This window comes from Rhizobium sp. BK275, from assembly GCF_014193555.1.
Taxonomy (GTDB): domain Bacteria; phylum Pseudomonadota; class Alphaproteobacteria; order Rhizobiales; family Rhizobiaceae; genus Rhizobium.
The window spans coordinates 155989-174404 of the sequence record NZ_JACHZL010000008.1 but is presented as its reverse complement, the minus strand read 5'-3'; the positions used below and the strand labels follow the sequence as shown (position 1 = coordinate 174404).

At 60.5% G+C, this 18416-nt stretch carries 19 protein-coding genes; 7 read left to right on the top strand and 12 right to left on the bottom strand.

Going from position 1 to position 18416, the window contains the following annotated elements:
• Positions 1-20: 20 nt before the first annotated feature.
• From FHT82_RS24360 to FHT82_RS24340, 5 genes are read right to left on the bottom strand one after another with little or no spacing between them, the layout of a single operon-like run.
• The gene (locus tag FHT82_RS24360) at positions 21-878 is read right to left on the bottom strand and encodes a DUF3445 domain-containing protein (RefSeq protein WP_183735256.1); all 858 of its coding nucleotides are present in this window, start codon (positions 876-878) and stop codon (positions 21-23) included.
• 46 nt (positions 879-924) lie between these two features.
• Positions 925-1209 (bottom strand): YciI family protein, encoded by a 285-nt coding sequence (locus FHT82_RS24355; RefSeq protein ID WP_183735255.1) that lies wholly within the window; start codon positions 1207-1209, stop codon positions 925-927.
• A gap of 2 nt (positions 1210-1211) precedes the next feature.
• Complete coding sequence (locus FHT82_RS24350) at positions 1212-1841, bottom strand: aminotransferase class IV family protein (protein WP_183735254.1); 630 nt, start codon at positions 1839-1841, stop codon at positions 1212-1214.
• The gene (locus FHT82_RS24345; protein WP_183735253.1) at positions 1838-2998 is read right to left on the bottom strand and encodes an aminodeoxychorismate synthase component I; all 1161 of its coding nucleotides are present in this window, start codon (positions 2996-2998) and stop codon (positions 1838-1840) included. Before FHT82_RS24345 ends, FHT82_RS24350 begins: the two co-directional genes overlap by 4 nt.
• 33 nt (positions 2999-3031) lie before the next feature.
• Entirely contained in the window at positions 3032-4885 is a 1854-nt protein-coding gene (locus tag FHT82_RS24340) for a M3 family oligoendopeptidase (RefSeq protein ID WP_183735252.1), read from the bottom strand.
• Positions 4886-5195: 310 nt separating this feature from the next.
• Between FHT82_RS24340 and FHT82_RS24335 the strand changes: the two genes are divergently transcribed.
• The gene (locus FHT82_RS24335) at positions 5196-6740 is read left to right on the top strand and encodes a sigma-54 dependent transcriptional regulator (protein WP_183735251.1); all 1545 of its coding nucleotides are present in this window, start codon (positions 5196-5198) and stop codon (positions 6738-6740) included.
• Between the two features lie 179 nt (positions 6741-6919).
• Positions 6920-8800, top strand: coding sequence for a DUF882 domain-containing protein (locus tag FHT82_RS24330; protein WP_183735250.1), 1881 nt, complete (start codon positions 6920-6922; stop codon positions 8798-8800).
• A gap of 156 nt (positions 8801-8956) precedes the next feature.
• Here the strand turns inward: FHT82_RS24330 and FHT82_RS24325 are convergent, their stop codons facing one another.
• The 3 genes from FHT82_RS24325 to FHT82_RS24315 form a co-directional block, all read right to left on the bottom strand.
• On the bottom strand, positions 8957-9220 hold the full coding sequence (locus FHT82_RS24325) for a DUF2312 domain-containing protein (RefSeq protein WP_007822869.1): 264 nt from the start codon (positions 9218-9220) through the stop codon (positions 8957-8959).
• Between the two features lie 89 nt (positions 9221-9309).
• Entirely contained in the window at positions 9310-9615 is a 306-nt protein-coding gene (locus FHT82_RS24320; protein WP_183735249.1) for a DUF1244 domain-containing protein, read from the bottom strand.
• A 17-nt stretch (positions 9616-9632) separates the two neighbouring features.
• On the bottom strand, positions 9633-10421 hold the full coding sequence (locus FHT82_RS24315; RefSeq protein WP_183735464.1) for an N-formylglutamate amidohydrolase: 789 nt from the start codon (positions 10419-10421) through the stop codon (positions 9633-9635).
• 203 nt (positions 10422-10624) lie between these two features.
• On the opposite strand from FHT82_RS24315, the gene FHT82_RS24310 reads away from it, so the two are divergent.
• Positions 10625-11110, top strand: a complete 486-nt coding sequence (locus tag FHT82_RS24310) for a DUF1036 domain-containing protein (protein ID WP_183735248.1) — start codon at positions 10625-10627, stop codon at positions 11108-11110.
• The gene (gene pyk, locus FHT82_RS24305) at positions 11110-12549 is read left to right on the top strand and encodes a pyruvate kinase (protein ID WP_183735247.1); all 1440 of its coding nucleotides are present in this window, start codon (positions 11110-11112) and stop codon (positions 12547-12549) included. The genes FHT82_RS24310 and pyk overlap by 1 nt, the downstream gene beginning before the upstream one ends.
• A gap of 68 nt (positions 12550-12617) precedes the next feature.
• Here the strand turns inward: pyk and FHT82_RS24300 are convergent, their stop codons facing one another.
• The 3 genes from FHT82_RS24300 to FHT82_RS24290 are packed head-to-tail and all read right to left on the bottom strand — an operon-like array spanning position 12618 to position 13995.
• Positions 12618-13178 (bottom strand): DUF4865 family protein, encoded by a 561-nt coding sequence (locus tag FHT82_RS24300; RefSeq protein ID WP_183735246.1) that lies wholly within the window; start codon positions 13176-13178, stop codon positions 12618-12620.
• Complete coding sequence (locus FHT82_RS24295; RefSeq protein WP_183735245.1) at positions 13175-13579, bottom strand: cupin domain-containing protein; 405 nt, start codon at positions 13577-13579, stop codon at positions 13175-13177. The genes FHT82_RS24300 and FHT82_RS24295 overlap by 4 nt, the downstream gene beginning before the upstream one ends.
• A complete protein-coding gene (locus tag FHT82_RS24290) occupies positions 13576-13995 on the bottom strand; it encodes a tautomerase family protein (RefSeq protein WP_183735244.1) in 420 nt (139 codons plus the stop codon). Before FHT82_RS24290 ends, FHT82_RS24295 begins: the two co-directional genes overlap by 4 nt.
• 107 nt (positions 13996-14102) lie before the next feature.
• Here FHT82_RS24290 and FHT82_RS24285 point away from each other — a divergent pair, with 107 nt between their 5' ends.
• Together FHT82_RS24285 and FHT82_RS24280 are read left to right on the top strand one after the other, a co-directional pair.
• Complete coding sequence (locus tag FHT82_RS24285; RefSeq protein WP_183735243.1) at positions 14103-15035, top strand: LysR substrate-binding domain-containing protein; 933 nt, start codon at positions 14103-14105, stop codon at positions 15033-15035.
• Positions 15036-15261: 226 nt separating this feature from the next.
• Positions 15262-16068 (top strand): phytanoyl-CoA dioxygenase family protein, encoded by an 807-nt coding sequence (locus FHT82_RS24280; RefSeq protein WP_183735242.1) that lies wholly within the window; start codon positions 15262-15264, stop codon positions 16066-16068.
• A gap of 423 nt (positions 16069-16491) precedes the next feature.
• On the opposite strand, the gene FHT82_RS24275 is transcribed toward FHT82_RS24280, so the two are convergent.
• Complete coding sequence (locus tag FHT82_RS24275; RefSeq protein ID WP_183735241.1) at positions 16492-17436, bottom strand: GlxA family transcriptional regulator; 945 nt, start codon at positions 17434-17436, stop codon at positions 16492-16494.
• A gap of 127 nt (positions 17437-17563) precedes the next feature.
• Between FHT82_RS24275 and FHT82_RS24270 the strand changes: the two genes are divergently transcribed.
• The gene (locus FHT82_RS24270) at positions 17564-18361 is read left to right on the top strand and encodes an SDR family oxidoreductase (protein ID WP_183735240.1); all 798 of its coding nucleotides are present in this window, start codon (positions 17564-17566) and stop codon (positions 18359-18361) included.
• Positions 18362-18416: the final 55 nt, after the last annotated feature.

The window sequence follows — 18416 nt, the reverse complement described above, 5'->3', positions numbered from 1 at the left end:
AGAGCGATCCCCTGCAAAGGTCAAATATCGGCGCTGCAAAGCGCCCGCAATTTCCGCACGAGCTCGTCTCGTTGCAACGTCAGGCCCTTGTAGGCGGCCTGATGTTCGTCGAGCGCTTCCAGTTGATCGGCGAAACGTGCGGCGATCTCAGCCGCGCGCGGATGGCGGGCGACCACAGCGATCGGATCGATATAGATGCGGATGGTGAAGAGGATATCGCCGGAGACGGCAAGCTTGTGCAGGGTCTGGCGCTCGACGCGGACGAAACGCTCTTCGAGCGTGAAGGCTTCGGCGTAAGGCGGCCGGCGATGTTTCGAAACGGGGAGGAAGAGATCGGCCGTCGTGTTGATCGACCAGTTCAGCCGCTCGACTGGCTGGGCAACGCGCAGACTATCGAAGATGCGGGTGATGAGCGCAGCGTTGCGTGTGCCTTCGCCGAAACCGGGCACATCGGCATGGATCTCGTGCATCGGGCGGCCGAACTTCTCGCGCAGCGACCACGAAGAGGGAAAGGCGACGTGGGCGGCAACGAGATGCCAGCCATCGGCCTTGCGGCGCATGAGGACGAGATCGTCCTGAACGAGCGAACCGGCCTTGAACAGAGGCGGTAGAGCCGAAATATCCTGACGGTGCATTGCCGGATGCCGCCCGGCAAGGTGCGCGAGGAGAAGATCCAGCGCCTCCAGCTGAGCCGTTTCAGTCCCTTCCTCAGCGACGAAGATGTCATCGAAGCGCTCGTTTGCCAGCCGCGCCTTTTCCGCGAGGTAGCGGTTGAGATCGTCGTCGGGTTCGATCCAGCGGACAGGGTCGAGCGGCATCAAGCCGATCGTGAAGGGTCGGGCCGAGCCGTCATAGGGCATATAAGACGGACGTTTCATCGCCGCTCCCTTTTGAGACCGATAACCAGCCGGCGCGGTTTGCGGCTCAGCGTTTCAAAGCCTCCAGCCCTTCGGTCACCGTGGTCAGCGCGACTTCGGTGACGTCATATTCGGCAACGCCATGAATGATGAAGGGATCGGCCGCCACATAGGTTTCGATCAACGCGCGGTCGCCGACGGCGAGGATGACGCCGCCGGTGCGCGGCACCTTGCGGCCGGAGGCAAGGAACCAGCCCCTGGCATACCCCTCCTTCACCCATGCCATATGCGGCTCCATGTGCCTGTCGGCCTCTTCGTTCGGCTTCACATAGGTCAGGGAGAGGATAAACATGCTCAGTCCTTTTGCAGCGTGGCGCGGATCAGGCCGCGCAGCGAATTTCCAACGTAAAGCGCATCGTTGTCGAGATCATCAAGCGTGATGCGGCCAACGTGGGCCTTGCGCTGGCAGATGAGCTCGGTGCGCAGCACGCCGGCGAGTAGGCCGCAGGAGATCGGCGGTGTCGTGAAAATGCCGGTACCGTCATCAAGGAAAATGGATGTGATGGTTCCCTCGCAGACTTCCTGCCGCTCGTTGAGCAGGATGACTTCATCCGCCTGTTGCAGTGTGAACTCGGCGCGTGCGGCCTCGTAGATGTCACGGCGCGTGGTCTTGATGCGCAGCAGCCTGTCGGCGGAATTGACACGGGTGTTCGAGATACGAAGGGTCCAGACGGCGTCGGGCGGAAGCGGGACGAAGGGCGCCGTGGTAACGTCGATATGGCCCTGATGGTCAAACGTCAGCCTGACACGGCGCGGTTCGCGTTCCCCCTTCAGCGCTTCTTCCAACTTGGCAGCCGCATCCAGCGGCTCGGGAAAACCGATGCGGCGGGCGGAGCGGGAGAGGCGGGCGAGATGCAGGCGCAGGCGAATGAACCCTTCGTCCGGTTGCCAGCGCAGCGTTTCGATCAGCGAAAAATCCGTCATCGGGCAATCCCTTGGTCGCCGACGGCGAAGCGGGCCTTGAGCAGGCATTCCTCATATTCGGCTTCGGCGGTTGAATCGAAGACGATGCCGCCTCCGACGTTGAAGACGGCCTTGCCGTTATCGAACAGCGTCATAGTGCGGATGCCGACGGAGAAGCGCATGGCGCCACCGGGCGAGATCATGCCTATCGCGCCGCAATAGGCATCACGCGGCGTGTCTTCGAGGTCGTGGAGAATTTCCATAGCGCGTATCTTCGGCGCACCTGTGATCGAGCCGCAGGGGAAGAGCGCCGCGAATATGTCGCTGACGGAGAGATCGGGCAGGAGCTTCGCCTGCACGTGGCTCACCATCTGGTGGACTGTGGGATAGGTCTCGATGTCAAAGAGTTTGGGAACGTCGAGCGTACCGACTTCGGTGATGCGTGAGATATCGTTGCGCAAGAGGTCGACGATCATGCGGTTTTCCGCCTGCGTCTTGATGTCGGTCCTCATGGCTTCGACGATTTCGGCATCTTCGGCAGGTGTCGCACCGCGCTTTGCCGTGCCCTTCATGGGATGCGTCTCGATCCAGCCATTCTCGTCGGTACGGAAAAACAGTTCCGGAGAGCGGGAAAGAATGATGGGGCCGCCGAGATTGGCAAACGCACCGTATTTCACAGGCTGGCGGTCGATCAGCGACCAGAAGGCTGCGAGCGGATCGCCGCTCCAGCGGGCTTCGATCGGCATCGTCAGGTTGGCCTGATAGATATCGCCGAGGCGCAGATGCTGATGCAGGCGTTCGAAACGCTCTTTATATATAGGGAAATTCCAGCCCGCCTTCGGGGCCGTCAGGAACTCCTCGTTTTCGAGGCGTTGCCGCGGTTTTGCGAGAGGATGATCATCCGGCTGCGGCGCATCGAAAACGCCGAACAGCAACAGTGGCGTCTCCCGGTTCTCTTGCGCAAAGCCGGCCAGTTTTTCTTCGAAAAGATGGCCGGCCTCATAGGATATATAACCGGCAAGCCATTTGCCGGCCTTTCGCGCTTCTTCCATCCGCTTGAGCGCCGGCAGGAACTCTGCGCGCGTGCGGGCGATGATGATATCGTCGGGGCCGGCGAAGAGCATGACTTCGCCGGTCGTATCGTCCCGGAACAAAATGAAGGGTTCGGACGCTGCCATTGCCTTTCCAGCAAAGGTGCGGGCTTCGGCAGCTTATGCCTTATCCAGCGCCTCGAGCTCCTCAATCAATCCTTCGATCATCGACAGGCCCTTGCTCCAGAAGGAGGGATCGGTCGCGTCGAGGCCGAAGGGCTTCAGCAGTTCGGAATGATGCTTGGTGCCGCCGGCTTTCAGCAGTTCGAAATACTTCTCCTGAAAGCCTGTCTCGGCCTTCTGGTAGACGGCGTAGAGCGAGTTCACCAGGCAGTCGCCGAAAGCATAGGCATAGACATAGAAGGGCGAATGGATGAAGTGGGGGATATAGGCCCAATAGGTCTCGTAGCCCTCGGAAATCTTGATGGCCGGCCCGAGGCTTTCCGACTGGACGGAGAGCCAGAGTTCGCCGATATCGTCTGATGTCAGTTCGCCGGCCTTGCGGGCGGTGTGGACCTTGCGCTCGAATTCGTAGAAGGCGATCTGGCGCACGACCGTGTTGATCATGTCCTCGACCTTCTGGGCCAGCATCGCCTTGCGTTCACGGTTGTCAGTCGTCCGGTCCAGCAGTGCGCGGAAGGTCAGCATTTCGCCGAAGACGGAAGCGGTTTCGGCAAGGGTCAGCGGCGTCTGGCACATGAGGGCGCCTTGCGCGCCGGCAAGGACCTGATGCACGCCGTGGCCGAGTTCATGGGCAAGCGTCATGACATCGCGCGGCTTGCCCATATAGTTGACGAGCACATAGGGATGGGCGGACGGAACGGTTGGATGGGCGAAGGCGCCCGGCGCCTTGCCGGGGCGAACGGGCGCATCGATCCACTGTTCATCAAAGAAGCGCCTGGCGATATCAGCCATTTCCGGCGCGAAATTAGCGTAGGCGGAAAGCACGGTGTCCTTGGCTTCGGACCAGGAGATAAGGGCGTTCGAGGTTTCCGGAAGTGGCGCGTTGCGATCCCAGAAATTCATCTGCTCCATGCCGAGCCACTTCGCCTTCATCTTGTAATAGCGATGCGAGAGGCGCGGATAGGCTTCCTTCACAGCCACGGCGAGGGCATCGACGACCTCGCGCTCGACGCGGTTTGCCAGATGGCGGCTATCGGCGATGTCTTCGAAGCCGCGCCAGCGATCGGCGATTTCCTTGTCCTTGGCGAGCGTATTGGTGATGAGCGTGAAGGTGCGGATATTGGTCTTGAAAGTTTCGGCGAGCGCCATCGCCGCCTTGCGGCGCACGTCCGGATCCTTTTCCTGAAGCATGTTCAGCGCCACTTCGAGCGGCAGCTTTTCGCCGTCGACCTCGAAGCGCAGTTCCGCCATCGTTTCATCGAACAGGCGGTTGAAGGCGGCAGCACTCGTCATCGACTTTTCGAGGAAGAGCTGCTCCAGCTTGTCTTCGAGCTGATACGGCTTGTCCTTGCGCAGATCGACCAGCCAGGGGCGGTAATGGCCGGCAAGCGGATCGTTCGCCATGCAGGCATCGATAACAGCATCGTCGATGCGGTTCAGCTCCAGCGCGAAGAAAAGCAGGCGGCCGGAATATTCTGTCAGTTTGGCTTGAACATCGCCATAGAGCTTACCGTTTGCCGGGTTGGAGGTATCAGAGAAATAGGTGAGGCCGGCGAAGGAGCCGAGGCGGCCCATAATGTCGTCGAGCGCCTCATATTCCTTCAGCGCCTGGCCGATGCCTTCCTCGCCCTTCTTTTCGGCTGCGTCGGCAAGCTTGCCCTTCCATTTGTCCTCGAAATCCGAAGCAGCCTTGCCGGCCTTTTCCATGTCGGAGACGAAGGCGGTGGAGGTAGCCGAAGGGTAGAGATCCTGCAGCTTCCAGGTCGGAAGCTCGCCCAGAGCCGGGGCTGCCGCTGCGGTGGGAGCCGTTGCCGAAAGATAAAGATCGGCGTGCGCAAGCGTGTGTCTCATGGGGCGGTTCCTCTTCCTCTTTTATAACAGGTTTGACTGTCTACAGCATCGGCCCGAAAATCGGAATCGATTTTCGGAAAGCTTGATGCGCAGTTTCAAAAGACAGAGCGTCCTTTGCGCGTCCGAATGGACGCGCGGCGCTCTGGGCGCCGGACGGCACGGTGTTAAGGGGTTTTCGGCGCGCAAAAGGCCCTGTTACGGCACGAAAACGGCCTGTCATAACAATTAAAATGCAATTGTTTCTCAAAACTGGATGTTCAAGCCTTTCTGCCAGAGTGCGCCTCAAGGTTTCGCATGAAGTGAGGCGACAATGACCGGTTACAATGAGCTCAAAGGGGCAGGGCAGATCCTTGTGGTCGAGGACGATCCCGTGCAGCGCCGTCTGCTCAAGAACGCTATCGAGCGCAGCGGCCATGTGGTGCATCAGGCCGAAAACGGCCGCATCGGGCTGGAGATGGTGAAGCGCGATCCCGGGCTTTTCAATGTCATCGTGCTCGATCTGATGATGCCGGAAATGACCGGCCTCGAATTTCTCGAAGCGATGCATGATTTCGGCACGCCGATTCCGGTCATTGTCCAGACAGGACAGGGCGGCATCGAGACAGTCGTGCAGGCCATGCGCGCCGGCGCTTTCGATTTCGTTGTCAAGCCGGTCTCTCCGGAACGGATCAACACGTCCATTTCCAATGCGATGAAGCTCGACCAGCGCGAGGTAAAGGCCCGTGCCGGCCGCCGATCGCGGGCGGGCTCGGTCGGCTTCGACGATATCGTTTCGGCAAGCCCGGCGATGATCCGCGTCATCGATCTGGCGCAGCGCGCCTCGCAGTCCAACATCCCGGTCGTGCTCGAAGGTGAATCGGGTGTCGGCAAGGAGCTGGTGGCGCGTGCGATCCAATCGGCCGGTGACCGGGCCAACAAACCTTTCGTGACGGTCAATTGCGGCGCCATTCCGCATAACCTCGTCGAAAGCATTCTCTTCGGCCATGAAAAGGGCGCCTTTACCGGTGCGACCGAAAAGCATATCGGCAAATTCATGGAAGCCGATGGTGGCACCATCTTCCTCGACGAGATCGGCGACCTGCCGCTCGAAGTGCAGGTGAAGTTGCTGCGGGCTGTCCAGCAGGGCGAGATCGAGACCGTCGGCGCGCGCACTGCGCACAAGGTCAATGTCCGCCTCATTTCGGCGACGAACAAGGATCTGATCGAAGAGGTCAAGAACGGCCGCTTCCGCGAGGACCTCTACTATCGCCTGAACGTCTTCCCGATCACCATTCCAGCACTGCGCAAACGCAAGGAAGATATTCCTCATCTGGTGCGCGTTTTTACCGACCGCTTCTCCAGCGAGCAGAAGAACGGCCGCCGCATGACGGCCAATGCCGGCGCGCTGGCGCTGCTGACCGCTTATGATTGGCCGGGTAACATCCGCCAGCTCGAAAACGCGATCTTCCGTGCCGTCGTGCTTGCCGAAGGTCCGGAACTGACCGAATCGGACTTCCCGCAGATCGCCGCCCAGCTTCCGAATTACGAGGTCGTGGATCACCTGGCGCTCGTCGCCGATAATTCACATCTCGATCCGGATGCCGAATTCCCCGAGGACTATCAGGCGGTATCCGTCGCCGAGACGATACGCCGCGGTCCGGAGGTGCCCGACAACGCGATCCCGAGCGTCAATCAGTCCGGTGACGTCCGCCGCCTTGCCGATGTCGAGGAAGAATTGATTCGTTTCGCGTTAAAGTTTTATCGCGGGCAAATGAGTCAAGTGGCGCGAAAGCTAGGTATTGGGCGATCCACACTTTATCGGAAACTCAAGGATTATGGTATCGACCCCGATAATCCTCAGAAAGATGCGGCATAGAGGCGTTTTTGTTAAGAATAAGGCAACCATGTTTGGTTACTCGCCATAAACCACTTGTTAGCGGCTCGTTCACTATGTAAAGAAAAGGTTGATCATGTGTGGCATTTTTGCCATCGTGTGACCGCAATTGACAGCCATTTGAGACAGCACGGGACATTGACTGTCTGACGGGGATCGAGTTGCCGAATTTGAATGGGAACACCAAGCTTTCGCGCTTGAGCTGGCGCTTGCTGTGCGCCAAGATTGGCGGAAAGGCAGTTAGGACGGCAGCGGCCGCCCTTCTTGCGCTCGCGGTTTCCTCACCTGTATTCGTAAGCACACAGTCTCAGGCTGCAGGCGATACCCGCAGCCTGAAGCTCTATTTCATCCATACCGGCGAAAAGGCAGTCATCACCTACAAGCGCAACGGCAAGTTCGACCCGAAGGGTCTCGAGCAGCTCAACCGCTTCCTTCGCGACTGGCGCAAGAATCAGCCGACGAAGATGGACCCGCGGCTCTTCGACCTCATCTGGGAAGTTTACCGCCAGTCCGGCTCCAGGGATTACATCAACGTCGTCTGCGGTTTCCGCTCACCAGCCACCAACGAGATGCTGCGCGGTCGTTCGCGCAAGTCCGGTGTCGCCGAAAAGAGCCAGCATATGCTCGGCAAGGCGATGGATTTCTTCATTCCCGACGTGAAGCTCGCCACGCTGCGCGGTATCGGCATGAAGATGCAGGTCGGCGGCGTCGGTTTCTATCCGAAGTCCGGTTCGCCCTTCGTGCATATGGATGTCGGCGGCGTTCGCGCCTGGCCGCGCATGAGCCGCGACGAGCTGGTCAGGCTCTTCCCTGACGGCAATACCATTCATATTCCCGCCGATGGTAAGCCGCTGCCGGGTTACCAGCAGGCGATGGCCGATTACAAGCGCCGCATGGCGAACGGCAGCCAGATCATGATGGCAAGCGCCGGCGCTTCCGTTTCCAATGACGAACCTCGCAAGCAGAAGACACTGTTTGCCTACCTCTTTGGTGGCGGCGCCGACGAGGAAGAGGATAATTCGGAGGATAGCACACCGGTGGCTGTCGCCAAGGCAACGCCGCCGAAGGCTGAGGCTGTCCCGGCAGCTGATGAACCCCAGCCGCAGACCGAAGTCGCAAGCGTCAATGCACCGGTGCCGCAGGTTCGCCCGGCCTTCAGCAACCAGCTTGCCGGCAACGAGGTTGCCAATGCCCTGGTGCCGCCGTCTGCGGGTAACGCCGCCCAGCAGGCCCTTGCCGCCATGCCGGCAGGCCAGCCGCAGGAGCCGGAGCATTTCGCCGATCTGAGCGGCTACAGCATTCCGGTTCCGTCGCTGCTCGGTCAGCGTCGTGCACCGGGTGATGCCGAACTTGCTTCTGTCGACCCGAGCCTGATGTCGACGGGCGTTCCGACCCCGGCCGAACGTCCGGCCGTTGCCGAAAATCTGCTTGCTGCGCAGAATGCCGATCCTGAAGCGGGTGAAGACGAGGCAGATCAGGATACGCTTTCGCCAGCCATGGTGGCAGCACTTGCTAAGCAGCAGGATGAGAGCGGAGACACGCAGGTTGCTTTGAACGCGCCTCCTGAGCCGCAGACGGTGGAGCAGGCGATCAACGCTGCCGCGCCGAAGAACCCGCCGGCACTCGACAAGCCGCCGCTGCAGCTTGCAGCGCTTGCACCGATGGCGAAGTCTGCAAGCTTTGCTGCACCGGTCGTGGCGCCGAAGCCTGCTGTCATCGACAGTCCGGTTGCGCAGGGCCTGCCCACCAAGGGTGGCCGTCCGACGAAGCAGGAAGCGGTGGCTGCCGATGAAAGCCGTCAGACGATGCGCACAGAGCCGAAGCTGACGCAGAAGATGATTTCGCAGTGGGCTCTCACCAACGCCCGCCTGGAAATGGCTTCTAAGAAGGTGCAGGCTCCACGTTTCGTCAGTCAGACGCTGCGTGCCCAGCCGACCGCGGTGTATGCCGAAGGCTTCGTGAAGACTGCTTCGGTCGATCCCGCCCGCTTCAGCGGCACGGCCGTCAATTTCATGGAAGTGCGCAAGTTCAACACGCGCTGATCTGATATATCCGAACAAGCAAAAGCCGTCGAACAATGTCCGGCGGCTTTTGCTTTTGTGGCTGCCGGCAAGGCGAAAATCGGCGCCGATATTTTGATGAGACCAAAAGAAAAGCCACCAAAGCGGCGGCTCTCTGGAAAAGCAGATGACTGATCCTCAGCCTTCCGGCGGGGATTCGATCATGCCGAGGGCGTGCAGGTAGGTGTCGAGGATCGCATCTTCTTCCATGCGTTCCTGCTCGTCCTTCTTGCGAAGGGCAACGACCTTCTTGAGGATCTTGGTGTCGAAGCCCATGCCCTTGGCTTCGCCATAGACGTCCTTGATGTCGTCCGCGATTGTCTTCTTTTCTTCTTCCAGGCGTTCAATACGCTCGACAAAAGCGCGGAGCTGATCGCGGGCGACGCCATGTGCATCAGACATCGTGTTCTCCTGATTTCGGGATATGCATTCGGTTGCCAGTGACTGCCGCGAAGTGCAGCCAGCGTCAAGGCGATTTGAGACCGCGTGGCCTATTTATGCGGGTTGTTCACCTCAAAAGCTGCCTTTTGCACAGGCGATGCTTCCGTCTGATGAAGGTTCTTCCAGTCCTCGTAGGGCATCCCGTAGACGATCTCGCGCGATTCGTCCTTCGTGACGGCGATGCCTTCGGCTTCCGCAGCCTCGCGGTACCAGTTGGATAGGCAGTTGCGGCAGAAGCCGGCAAGATTCATCAGATCGATGTTCTGCACGTCGGTTCGTTCGCGAAGATGCGTGATCAGCCGGCGGAAGGCGGCAGCCTCGAATTCCGTCTTCTGTTCCTTGCTGAGCGTGGTCATGGGCCAGGTCCTTTTACTCAATAGAGGCCGGTGCGTGAAGTGTGCACGCTGTATGCATGAAGGGCTGGATCGGCGTTCATCTCCGCAAAGATTGGAGCCAGACGCACCGCCCATTCCTCGATACCGGCCTCATCGCTGATGAGGTCTTGGCGTACTTCCAGAAGCGCGTGCGGGATGCCCGTGATCATGCAATGGCGGTACATGGTGTCACCCTTCAGCGCACCGTCATAGGGTTCGTTGTCACCGACGAGGAGATCGGGATCGGCACGCAGTTTTTCAAGCAATGGACCGACGGCGCGGTCGTCGCTATCCCAAAGCACTGCGGCATGCCAGGGACGGGGAATGCCCTTCCAGGCGGGCGTGAAGGAGTGGAGGGAGAGCACCAGCGGCGCTTTGCCGGTCGCATTCGCCACCCTGTCGATCGTCTCCGACACGGCATTGTGATAGGGTCTGTGAAAGGCCTCGATCCGGTAGTTCCATTCCTCCTCAGTAATCGGATGGTTTCCGGGGATAATGGCGCCATCAGATATCTTCATGATCAGGGTCGGATCGTCCTCACCTCTGTTGGGGTCGATCAGCAGGCGCGAAAAACCGCCGAGCACACCGGGTACGCCCAGTTGCGCACAAAGCCGGCGGGTCAGGCCCTCGATGCCGATGTCGTAAGCAATATGCCTGAGAAAGGCGCTTTCCGGCAGGCCGAGCCGGCCATATCGTTCGGGCAGGCGGTTCATGGCATGATCGCCGAGGATCACCATGCCTTTGTCATGTTGGCCGGGTAGGATTTCGAAGGATTGGAAGTGGTCCATCAGGAAATTGCCGATTGTCATTTCGCGTCTTTGGCCAGTGATTGCATGCGCGTTCGGCCGGTTCAAGCGCGATGGGCAGGGCCAGCGCGACGAGATGCGCTCAGCGGACGGTTATGAAAGGAAATATAATCGATTAGCATCGCGTTGACTTTCGCTTGACGGCGGCGCAAGAAGACACGGACAACGAATAACCGTGGAGCTATTTGGGAGCCGTGTTGATCCAAGCCGCGCCAAGTTTCCTCACGCGGTCCGGGCCGCTGGTCCGTCTCGCATTGTTCGCTCTTGCAGCCGTTTCGCCGTTCTTCATCGCCGATGCCGCGCGCGCGGATTTCCGTGTATGCAATGGTACGCAAAATCTGGTTGGCGTTGCAATCGGATATCGCGCGAAGGAGGGCTGGGTCACCGAGGGTTGGTGGCAGGTGCCGGCAACGACCTGCGCCACGCTGATCGAGGGGGAATTACAGTCGCGTTATTATTACCTCTACGCAGAAGATGCCGCCCGGGGAGGCCGATGGACGGGTGACGTGCAGATGTGCGTGGCGGAAAATGAATTCAAGATCGCGGGCGTGCAGGACTGCTATGCCCGGGGTTATCAAAAGATGGGATTCAAGGAATACGATACGGGCCGCCAGGGTAGCTGGATGGTTCAACTCTCCGACACCCCAGGGACGCAAGAAAGCCAGAATTGATGAAGCGTAACCGCAAAGTTAAAATCCTCGCCACCCTCGGCCCGGCCTCCTCCGAGGAATCGATGATCGAGAAGCTGCACCAGGCGGGTGCGGATATTTTCCGCATCAACATGAGCCATGCGAGCCATGATGTGATGCGTATGCTCGTGCAGCGCATTCGCGCTGTCGAAGCCCGGTCTGGCCGGCCGATCGGCATTCTGGCGGACCTTCAGGGTCCGAAGCTGCGCGTCGGCAAATTCGCCAATGTGAAGGTGGAGCTGAAGCCCGGCCAGACCTTCACGCTCGACAGCAACGATACCCCCGGCGACAATACGCGCGTTTTCCTGCCGCATCCTGAAATTCTCGAGGCCGTTCGGCCGGGTCACCGCCTGCTGATCGATGACGGCAAGCTGGCGCTGCGCGCTGAAAAGTGCGATGGCAAGACCATTGTCACGACCGTTATCGCCGGTACCAGCATTTCCGACCGCAAAGGTGTCAGCCTGCCCGACACGTTGCTCGGCGTCGGTGCGCTGACCGATAAGGATCGTGCCGACCTCGACGCGGTTCTTGCGACCGACGACGTCGACTGGGTGGCGCTCTCTTTCGTCCAGCGCCCCGATGACCTCGCCGAAGTGCGCAAGATCGCCCGTGGCCGCGTCGGCCTGATGTCGAAGATCGAGAAGCCGCAGGCTCTGGAACGCATCGAAGAAATCATCGAGCTTTCCGACGCGCTGATGGTGGCCCGCGGTGACCTCGGTGTCGAAATGCCGCTCGAAGCTGTTCCTGGCATTCAAAAGCAGCTTATCCGCTCCTGCCGCCGTTCGGGCAAGCCTGTCATCGTCGCCACGCAGATGCTGGAATCGATGATTTCTTCGCCGGTTCCGACCCGCGCCGAAGTGTCTGACGTTTCCATCGCCGTCTTCGAAGGCGCGGATGCGATCATGCTGTCGGCTGAATCCGCATCCGGCGCCTATCCGGTCGAAGCCGTCTCGATGATGGCCTCGATTGCGAGCACGGTGGAGAAGGATCCGCACTATCCCGGCATCATCTACGCGCAGCGCGCCCAGCCGGAAGCAACCGGTGCGGATGCTATCTCGCTTGCCGCCCGTCAGATCGCCGAGACGCTGAAGCTGTCGGCCATCGTTTGCTACACCTCTTCGGGCACGACCGGCCTGCGCGCTTCGCGCGAGCGTCCTCAGGTGCCGATCATCGCTCTGTCGCCGATCATTAAGACGGCGCGCCGCCTGTCCGTCGTCTGGGGCATGCATTGCGTCGTCACGCATGACGCAACCGACCTCGACGACATGGTCAACCGCGCCTGCCGCATCGTTGCTGCGGAAGGCTTCGGCAAGCCGGGCGATCGCATCATCATCTCCGCCGGCGTGCCGCTCGGCACACCGGGCGCGACCAATATGCTGCGCATCGCCTATATCGGCTCCGACGGCCAGAGCGGCATCTGATCGTTTTCAAGCTAGAAAATGCGAAGCGCTCCTCGAAAGAGGGGCGCTTTTTGTTTTTCGATTTCGCTTTATGCGCTTCGGCCGCGGGAGAGGTGGCCGACGCGATAGATCTGATTAGTGCCTGAGGCGGGAGGCGCCTTTGCATAGAGACCGAAACGCACCATCGTCCAGTCATGTGGATCGAAGGCGGCGATGCGGGCGAGCACATGTTTGCCGCCGGCTTCCTGCTTTGCCAGGTCAACCTCCTGCTGTCGCAGGTCGGGCAGTTGGGCATGCGGCTCGATGGCGCGATATTCGCTGTCGGCGAAGCGGGCATTGCCGAGGTCGGACGAGACCTGCGCACTCCAGACGATCCAGTGGCGAATGCTCGGCCGGCCGAAGGCGCCAGTCAGCGCAGCAAAGCCGGGGCCGCAGATGAAGTCGCAGGCGCCTTCCGGCTGATCCCAGAGATAGAAGGGCGCATAGAGGTTTTCACCGCTGCCGAACTCACCATGGCGAGCGCTTAGAAACGCCTTGAAACCAAGCTGCGGGAAGCCGTCCATCGCCGGCCCCTTGTCGCGGATGCGGCGGTCGATGATCTCCATGTCGTAGTCGGCGGCCAGGGTGACGGAATATTGCATTGCCATCATCGCTGAGGTTCCTCCACGTTCCGCCAATCGACAAAGCGTCCCTTCTCGAAGCCCTGGATGCTCAAGTAGCTGAAGGGACTCTCGGCTGTTGCCCCGTGCCAGTGAAGCTCGTCCGGAGCGAACCATATTGCATCACCGGTTCTGACTTCCTCGACTGGTTCACCCTCCCGCTGCACGAGACCGACGCCGGAGAGGACATAAAGAAACTGGCCGCGCGGATGCGTATGCCAGTGGGTGACGGTGCCAGGATCCAGGGTTGCGCGCATGGCGGTGTTTTCGCCATCGATCCGACTGTCGAGCAGCATTTCGACCCAGAAGGGCGCATTCGAAATACCTTCCGGAGCGCGGGTGGCATTGCCGGGGCGGCAGATGGTCATCGTCTTCGGGTTGGCCTCGCTCATGATGGAACTCCCATGGCGCGGGCTTCCCAGCCGGGCTCGGCCATCTGCGCTAGGCCGTCGCCAAAGGACCATTCGTCCGGTTCGCTGGTCGAGATGACGATCATCACATCTTCCGGGCGCAGGCCAGACGATTGCTGCAGCAGTTCGACGGTTCGGCGGAAGAAAGCCTTGCGCATTTCGGTCGTCCGCGGCTTGCCAGCCGTGATCGCGATCAGCACGAAATCATCCGAGCGCGGGCCGGCGAGGTAATTCCGGTCGAAGATCAATTCGCCCGGCTCGTGCTGGTGGATGATCTGGAAGCGGTCGGCAGGTGGCACGTTGAAGGTCTCCACCATGGCTTTGTGGATGTTGTCCGAAAGGGCGCGCAGATAATCCGGCGACTTGCCCTTCAGAAGGGAGATGCGAGCAAACGGCATTGGATGCCTCCTTGTTGTGTGTCTTGACAGGAGAAGCATGCCACGCCACGATAATACAGAAAATCAGAATTTTATGGACTTATTGTCCTTTAAAATGGGATTGTTGGATGAGGCGGGTTACGTTCGATCTGGATCTGCTGAGAACGTTTGCGACCGGCATGGATGTCGGCAATTTCGCCAAGGCGGCGGATCGGCTGGGACGGTCGACATCCGCCGTCAGTGCACAGCTCAAAAGGCTGGAGGAGCAGGCCGGTACGCCGATCTTCCGCAAATCGGGACGTAGATTGGCGCTGACGGAAGCCGGTGAGACAATGCTTGCCTATGCCCGGCGGTTGCTCGATCTGAATGACGAAGCGGTCGCGGCGGTGCAGAGCGTCGAGCTGGAGGGCTGGGTGCGGCTCGGCCTGCAGGAGGATTTCGGCGAGAACCTGCTGCCCGAGGTGCTTGGGCGTTTTGCGCGGGCGCATCCGAAGGTGCGTATCGAGGCGCGGGTGGTGCGCAATGCCGAGCTTCTGGAACGCGTGACGACGGGCAAGCTCGATCTGGCGCTCGCCTGGAGCGTCAGCACCTTGACCGCGCATTGCGAGCATATCGCCGATGTGCCGATGCGGTGGATCGGTCCGGCGAGCGGGATGCCGGCATGGGCGGCTGGAAGCGGCGAGCCGATGCCGCTGGCTTCGCTCGAGGCGCCCTGCCTGCTCAGGAACGCCGCGACGAAAGTGCTGGATGAGGCCGGTATCTCCTGGCGGCTGTCCTTCGTCAGTCCAAGCCTCGGCGGCCTCTGGGCGGCAACCGCTGCAGGGCTGGGTATTACGGTGCGTACGCCTATCGGGCTGCCTGCCAAGGTGCGGATGCTGGCGCCAGGGGAAGCCGGCCTGCCGGAACTGCCTGACCTGGGGCTGGTCTTGCATCGAGCGGACGCGGAGCCGGATGCTGCAACGAGGCGGCTGGCGGAACTGGTGCTGCAGTCGGTGCATGAGGCGGTGCGGTATGTTTCCATTCCATCCGATCAGGGGAAGGCGCTGCGAAGGTTCGGGTGAGGTGTTGACCCTCCGGGCGGAAACCAATAGCTTCTCCCCACTATGAAAATGATCGCTCTCAACATCGCCACGGTCTTCTTCTTGAGCCTCTAAGGCTCTGCCTTCGGGCAAAGGAAGATGCGGCCGCTTAACCAGCCGGTTGGCTGGTGCGTTACCGTGGACTGTAACCACCCTGCGTCAGGCGAATGGATGATGCCGGCAGGGTTTGGCGATAGAGAGATATTTCATGACATCTACCGTTTACCCGCCGGCGCTCAGCGCCGCGCAGATCGAGCAATTCATCGAAGACGGCTTCGTACGCGTCGATGATGCTTTTCCCCGCAACGTGGCCGAGGAGGCCCGCGCCATCATGTGGCGGGATATCCCTTTTGATCCCGACGATCCGAAAAGCTGGGTGCAGCCGGTCGTCCGGCTTGCCGGCTACGGCGGCGGACCGTTCGAGACGGCAGTCAACACGCCCCTGCTGCATTCGGCTTTCGATCAGCTCGTGGGCAAGGGACGCTGGGAGCCGCGCAGCGGTCTTGGCAGCTTCCCGGTCCGCTTTCCGCATCCTGACGATCCCGGCGATGCCGGCTGGCATGTGGATCTGAGCTTTCCGGGAGCGGATGGAAACCCGGGCGAGCAGCGGGATTTTTCCGCCTGGCGGGTGAATATCAACTCACGCGGACGGGCGCTCCTGATGCTCTTCCTGTTCTCGGATGTCGGCGAAGAAGACGCGCCGACGCGTATCCGGGTCGGGTCGCACAAGGACATCGCAAGGCTTCTGGAGCCGGCCGGTGAGGCTGGCATGGCGCATCTTTGGCTGGAGCATGTCGGCGAGGACAGGCCGCTTGCTCTGGCGACGGGGCAGGCGGGTACGGTCTATCTGTGCCATCCGTTCCTCATCCATGCAGCACAGATGCATCGGGGCAAGGAACCGCGCTTCATGGCGCAGCCGGGCCTCGCGCCTTCCGAGCCGCTAAAGCTTGCGCGTGAGGATGGTGCCTACTCGCCTGTCGAAATCGCCATCCGCAGGGCGCTTCAGCAAGGTTGAGGCGTATCGCAAAACAGCTGCACGCTTTTGCGCGGCATGATTGATGTGGAGGGGGTTGTTTCGTATCGAACCCCCTCCACTTCAGGTAACCTCCTCCACAAGATGCCCGGATTGAAGAAGAGAGCGCCCTTTGTGTCTCCGAAATGGACGCTCAATGCTCTCGGTGGAGGGGGTTCACGTTCAAATGGAGGGTGTGGACGGGGTTACCCCTCCAGCTCAAGTAATTGATATATATTGATTTGAATCGAGTGGAGGGTGTGGATGGGGTTATTTGATCAAACCTGCCGGAAGCCACTTATGTCGGTACTCAACGTGGCTGTATAGCGGCGCTTACGGCTACTCTTGGAAAAATGCACCGAACCCCATCCACCCCCTCCACCTCCGCCGCGACCAGAGAGGGTGCATTCGGCTTTGCCTGTCACATCACGCCTGCAGTTCCTGCTGGGCCGCCCGACGAATTGCCTGCGGCGGCTGGCCGAAGGCGCGCAGGAAGGCGCGGCGCATACGCTCGCGATCGGCAAAGCCGGTTTCGCGGGCGACGATATCGATTGGATGACGGCCCTGTTCCATCATCAGGCGAGCCGCTTCCAGGCGCAGGTTCTCGACGGCCTTTGCCGGCGACTGACCCGTTTCGGTGCGGAAGGCACGGCTGAACTGGCGGGGACTCAGATGTGCGGCTTCTGCCAGTTCTTCGACCGAGAGCATGGATTTCAGATTGCTGCGCGCGTGCGCCAGCGCCTTCTGGATGCGGTCGGATTTCGGCTCCAGTTCCAGAAGCGTGGAAAACTGCGACTGGCCGCCGGCGCGGCGATGATAGACGACGAGCTTGCGGGCAACAGCTCGAGCAATCTCCAACCCATGATCCTTCTCAACCATCGCCAGCGCCAGATCGACACCAGCCGTCATGCCTGCCGAGGTCCAGACGGAACCATCGATGATGTAGATGCGGTCCTCTTCCATCCTGATCTGCGGATAGCGGCTTTGCAGTTCGCGGGCGAGATACCAGTGGGTGGTGGCGCGACGGCCATCAAGAACACCGGCATCGGCAAGCAGGAAGGCACCCGTGCAGATCGAGGCAAGGCGGCGGGTCGCGGGAAGGGCCGCACGGATGAAGTTCGCCTCGGCCTCATTGGGCAACTTGATGTCAGGTGCGCCGGCGACGATCAGCGTGTCGAAGCCAGGATCGCCGAAGGCCTCCGTTTCGATGATCATGCCAAGCGAATTGGCGATCGGGCCGCCGGTCTCGGAGAGATAATGAATGTCGTAGGCCTTCTCGCCGAGCTCCAGGTTGGCGAATTCGAAGGCCGAAACGGCAGCGAGGCTCATGATCTGGAAGCCGGGAAAGAGCAGGAAACCGATTTGCTGCATGGTGTCATGTCCTGAAGAAGATGTCCTAAAAGGTGGTATATATGACATTCAGGACGTCGGCAATCTGGCGTAAAACTCTGCTCAAGCGCAAGGCAATCAGGCCGGCGAATGAAACGGAGAAACGATCATGGTTAGGGAATACAAGGGTACGGCGCTGGTAACGGGTGCATCTTCGGGCATCGGCGCGATCTATGCGCACCGGCTGGCAAGCCAGGGGTACAACCTCATCCTCGTCGCCCGCAACGGCGAGCGGCTGAAGGCGCTGGCGAGCCGGCTGAGCGATGAAACCGGCCGCACGGTCGAGACGCTTTCCGCTGATCTTGGCAAGAAGGACGATCTTGCCAAGGTCGAGAAGATACTGAAGGAAGACCAGAGCATCACGATGCTGGTCAACAATGCCGGCTTCGGCGGAACCGCGCCGCTGCTCGCCTCTGACGTCGACAAGATGCAGGAGATGATCGATATCAACGTGACAGCAGTGATGCGGCTCACCTATGCGGCGGTTCCTGGTCTCGTTACCCGTGGCGGCGGCACCATCATCAATATCGCCTCGATCGTGGCGATTGCGCCTGAGATCCTGAACGGCGTCTATGGTGGTACGAAGGCTTTTGTGCTCGCCTTCAGCCAGTCGCTGAAGCATGAGCTTGCCGACAAGAATATCCGCGTCCAGGTCGTGTTGCCAGGCGCTACAGCCACGGAGTTCTGGGGCGTTGCCGGCACGCCGGTCGAGCATCTGCCGGGCGAGATCGTCATGTCAGCTGAAAACATGGTCGACGCTTCGCTGGCAGGTCTTGCCGAGGGTGAATTTGCGACGATCCCGGCGCTCGAAGATGCCGGCCTCCTCGCCGCTTATGAACAGGCGCGCCAGGCGCTGATGCCGAACTTGTCTCGCTCGGCGCCGGCTCCGCGCTACAAGGTCGCCTGAAGACGATCGATCGAGAACGGCATCGTCCGCGGCAGGTCGCTGCGGACGATGCTCT

Coding starts and splice junctions, on each gene's coding strand:
- FHT82_RS24360 (WP_183735256.1), bottom strand. CDS start 878: ATGAAACGTCCGTCTTATATGCCCTATGACGGCTCGGCCCGACCCTTC.
- FHT82_RS24355 (WP_183735255.1), bottom strand. CDS start 1,209: ATGTTTATCCTCTCCCTGACCTATGTGAAGCCGAACGAAGAGGCCGAC.
- FHT82_RS24350 (WP_183735254.1), bottom strand. CDS start 1,841: ATGACGGATTTTTCGCTGATCGAAACGCTGCGCTGGCAACCGGACGAA.
- FHT82_RS24345 (WP_183735253.1), bottom strand. CDS start 2,998: ATGGCAGCGTCCGAACCCTTCATTTTGTTCCGGGACGATACGACCGGC.
- FHT82_RS24340 (WP_183735252.1), bottom strand. CDS start 4,885: ATGAGACACACGCTTGCGCACGCCGATCTTTATCTTTCGGCAACGGCT.
- FHT82_RS24335 (WP_183735251.1), top strand. CDS start 5,196: ATGACCGGTTACAATGAGCTCAAAGGGGCAGGGCAGATCCTTGTGGTC.
- FHT82_RS24325 (WP_007822869.1), bottom strand. CDS start 9,220: ATGTCTGATGCACATGGCGTCGCCCGCGATCAGCTCCGCGCTTTTGTC.
- FHT82_RS24320 (WP_183735249.1), bottom strand. CDS start 9,615: ATGACCACGCTCAGCAAGGAACAGAAGACGGAATTCGAGGCTGCCGCC.
- FHT82_RS24315 (WP_183735464.1), bottom strand. CDS start 10,421: ATGGACCACTTCCAATCCTTCGAAATCCTACCCGGCCAACATGACAAA.
- pyk (WP_183735247.1), top strand. CDS start 11,110: ATGAAGCGTAACCGCAAAGTTAAAATCCTCGCCACCCTCGGCCCGGCC.
- FHT82_RS24300 (WP_183735246.1), bottom strand. CDS start 13,178: ATGATGGCAATGCAATATTCCGTCACCCTGGCCGCCGACTACGACATG.
- FHT82_RS24295 (WP_183735245.1), bottom strand. CDS start 13,579: ATGAGCGAGGCCAACCCGAAGACGATGACCATCTGCCGCCCCGGCAAT.
- FHT82_RS24290 (WP_183735244.1), bottom strand. CDS start 13,995: ATGCCGTTTGCTCGCATCTCCCTTCTGAAGGGCAAGTCGCCGGATTAT.
- FHT82_RS24285 (WP_183735243.1), top strand. CDS start 14,103: ATGAGGCGGGTTACGTTCGATCTGGATCTGCTGAGAACGTTTGCGACC.
- FHT82_RS24280 (WP_183735242.1), top strand. CDS start 15,262: ATGACATCTACCGTTTACCCGCCGGCGCTCAGCGCCGCGCAGATCGAG.
- FHT82_RS24275 (WP_183735241.1), bottom strand. CDS start 17,436: ATGCAGCAAATCGGTTTCCTGCTCTTTCCCGGCTTCCAGATCATGAGC.
- FHT82_RS24270 (WP_183735240.1), top strand. CDS start 17,564: ATGGTTAGGGAATACAAGGGTACGGCGCTGGTAACGGGTGCATCTTCG.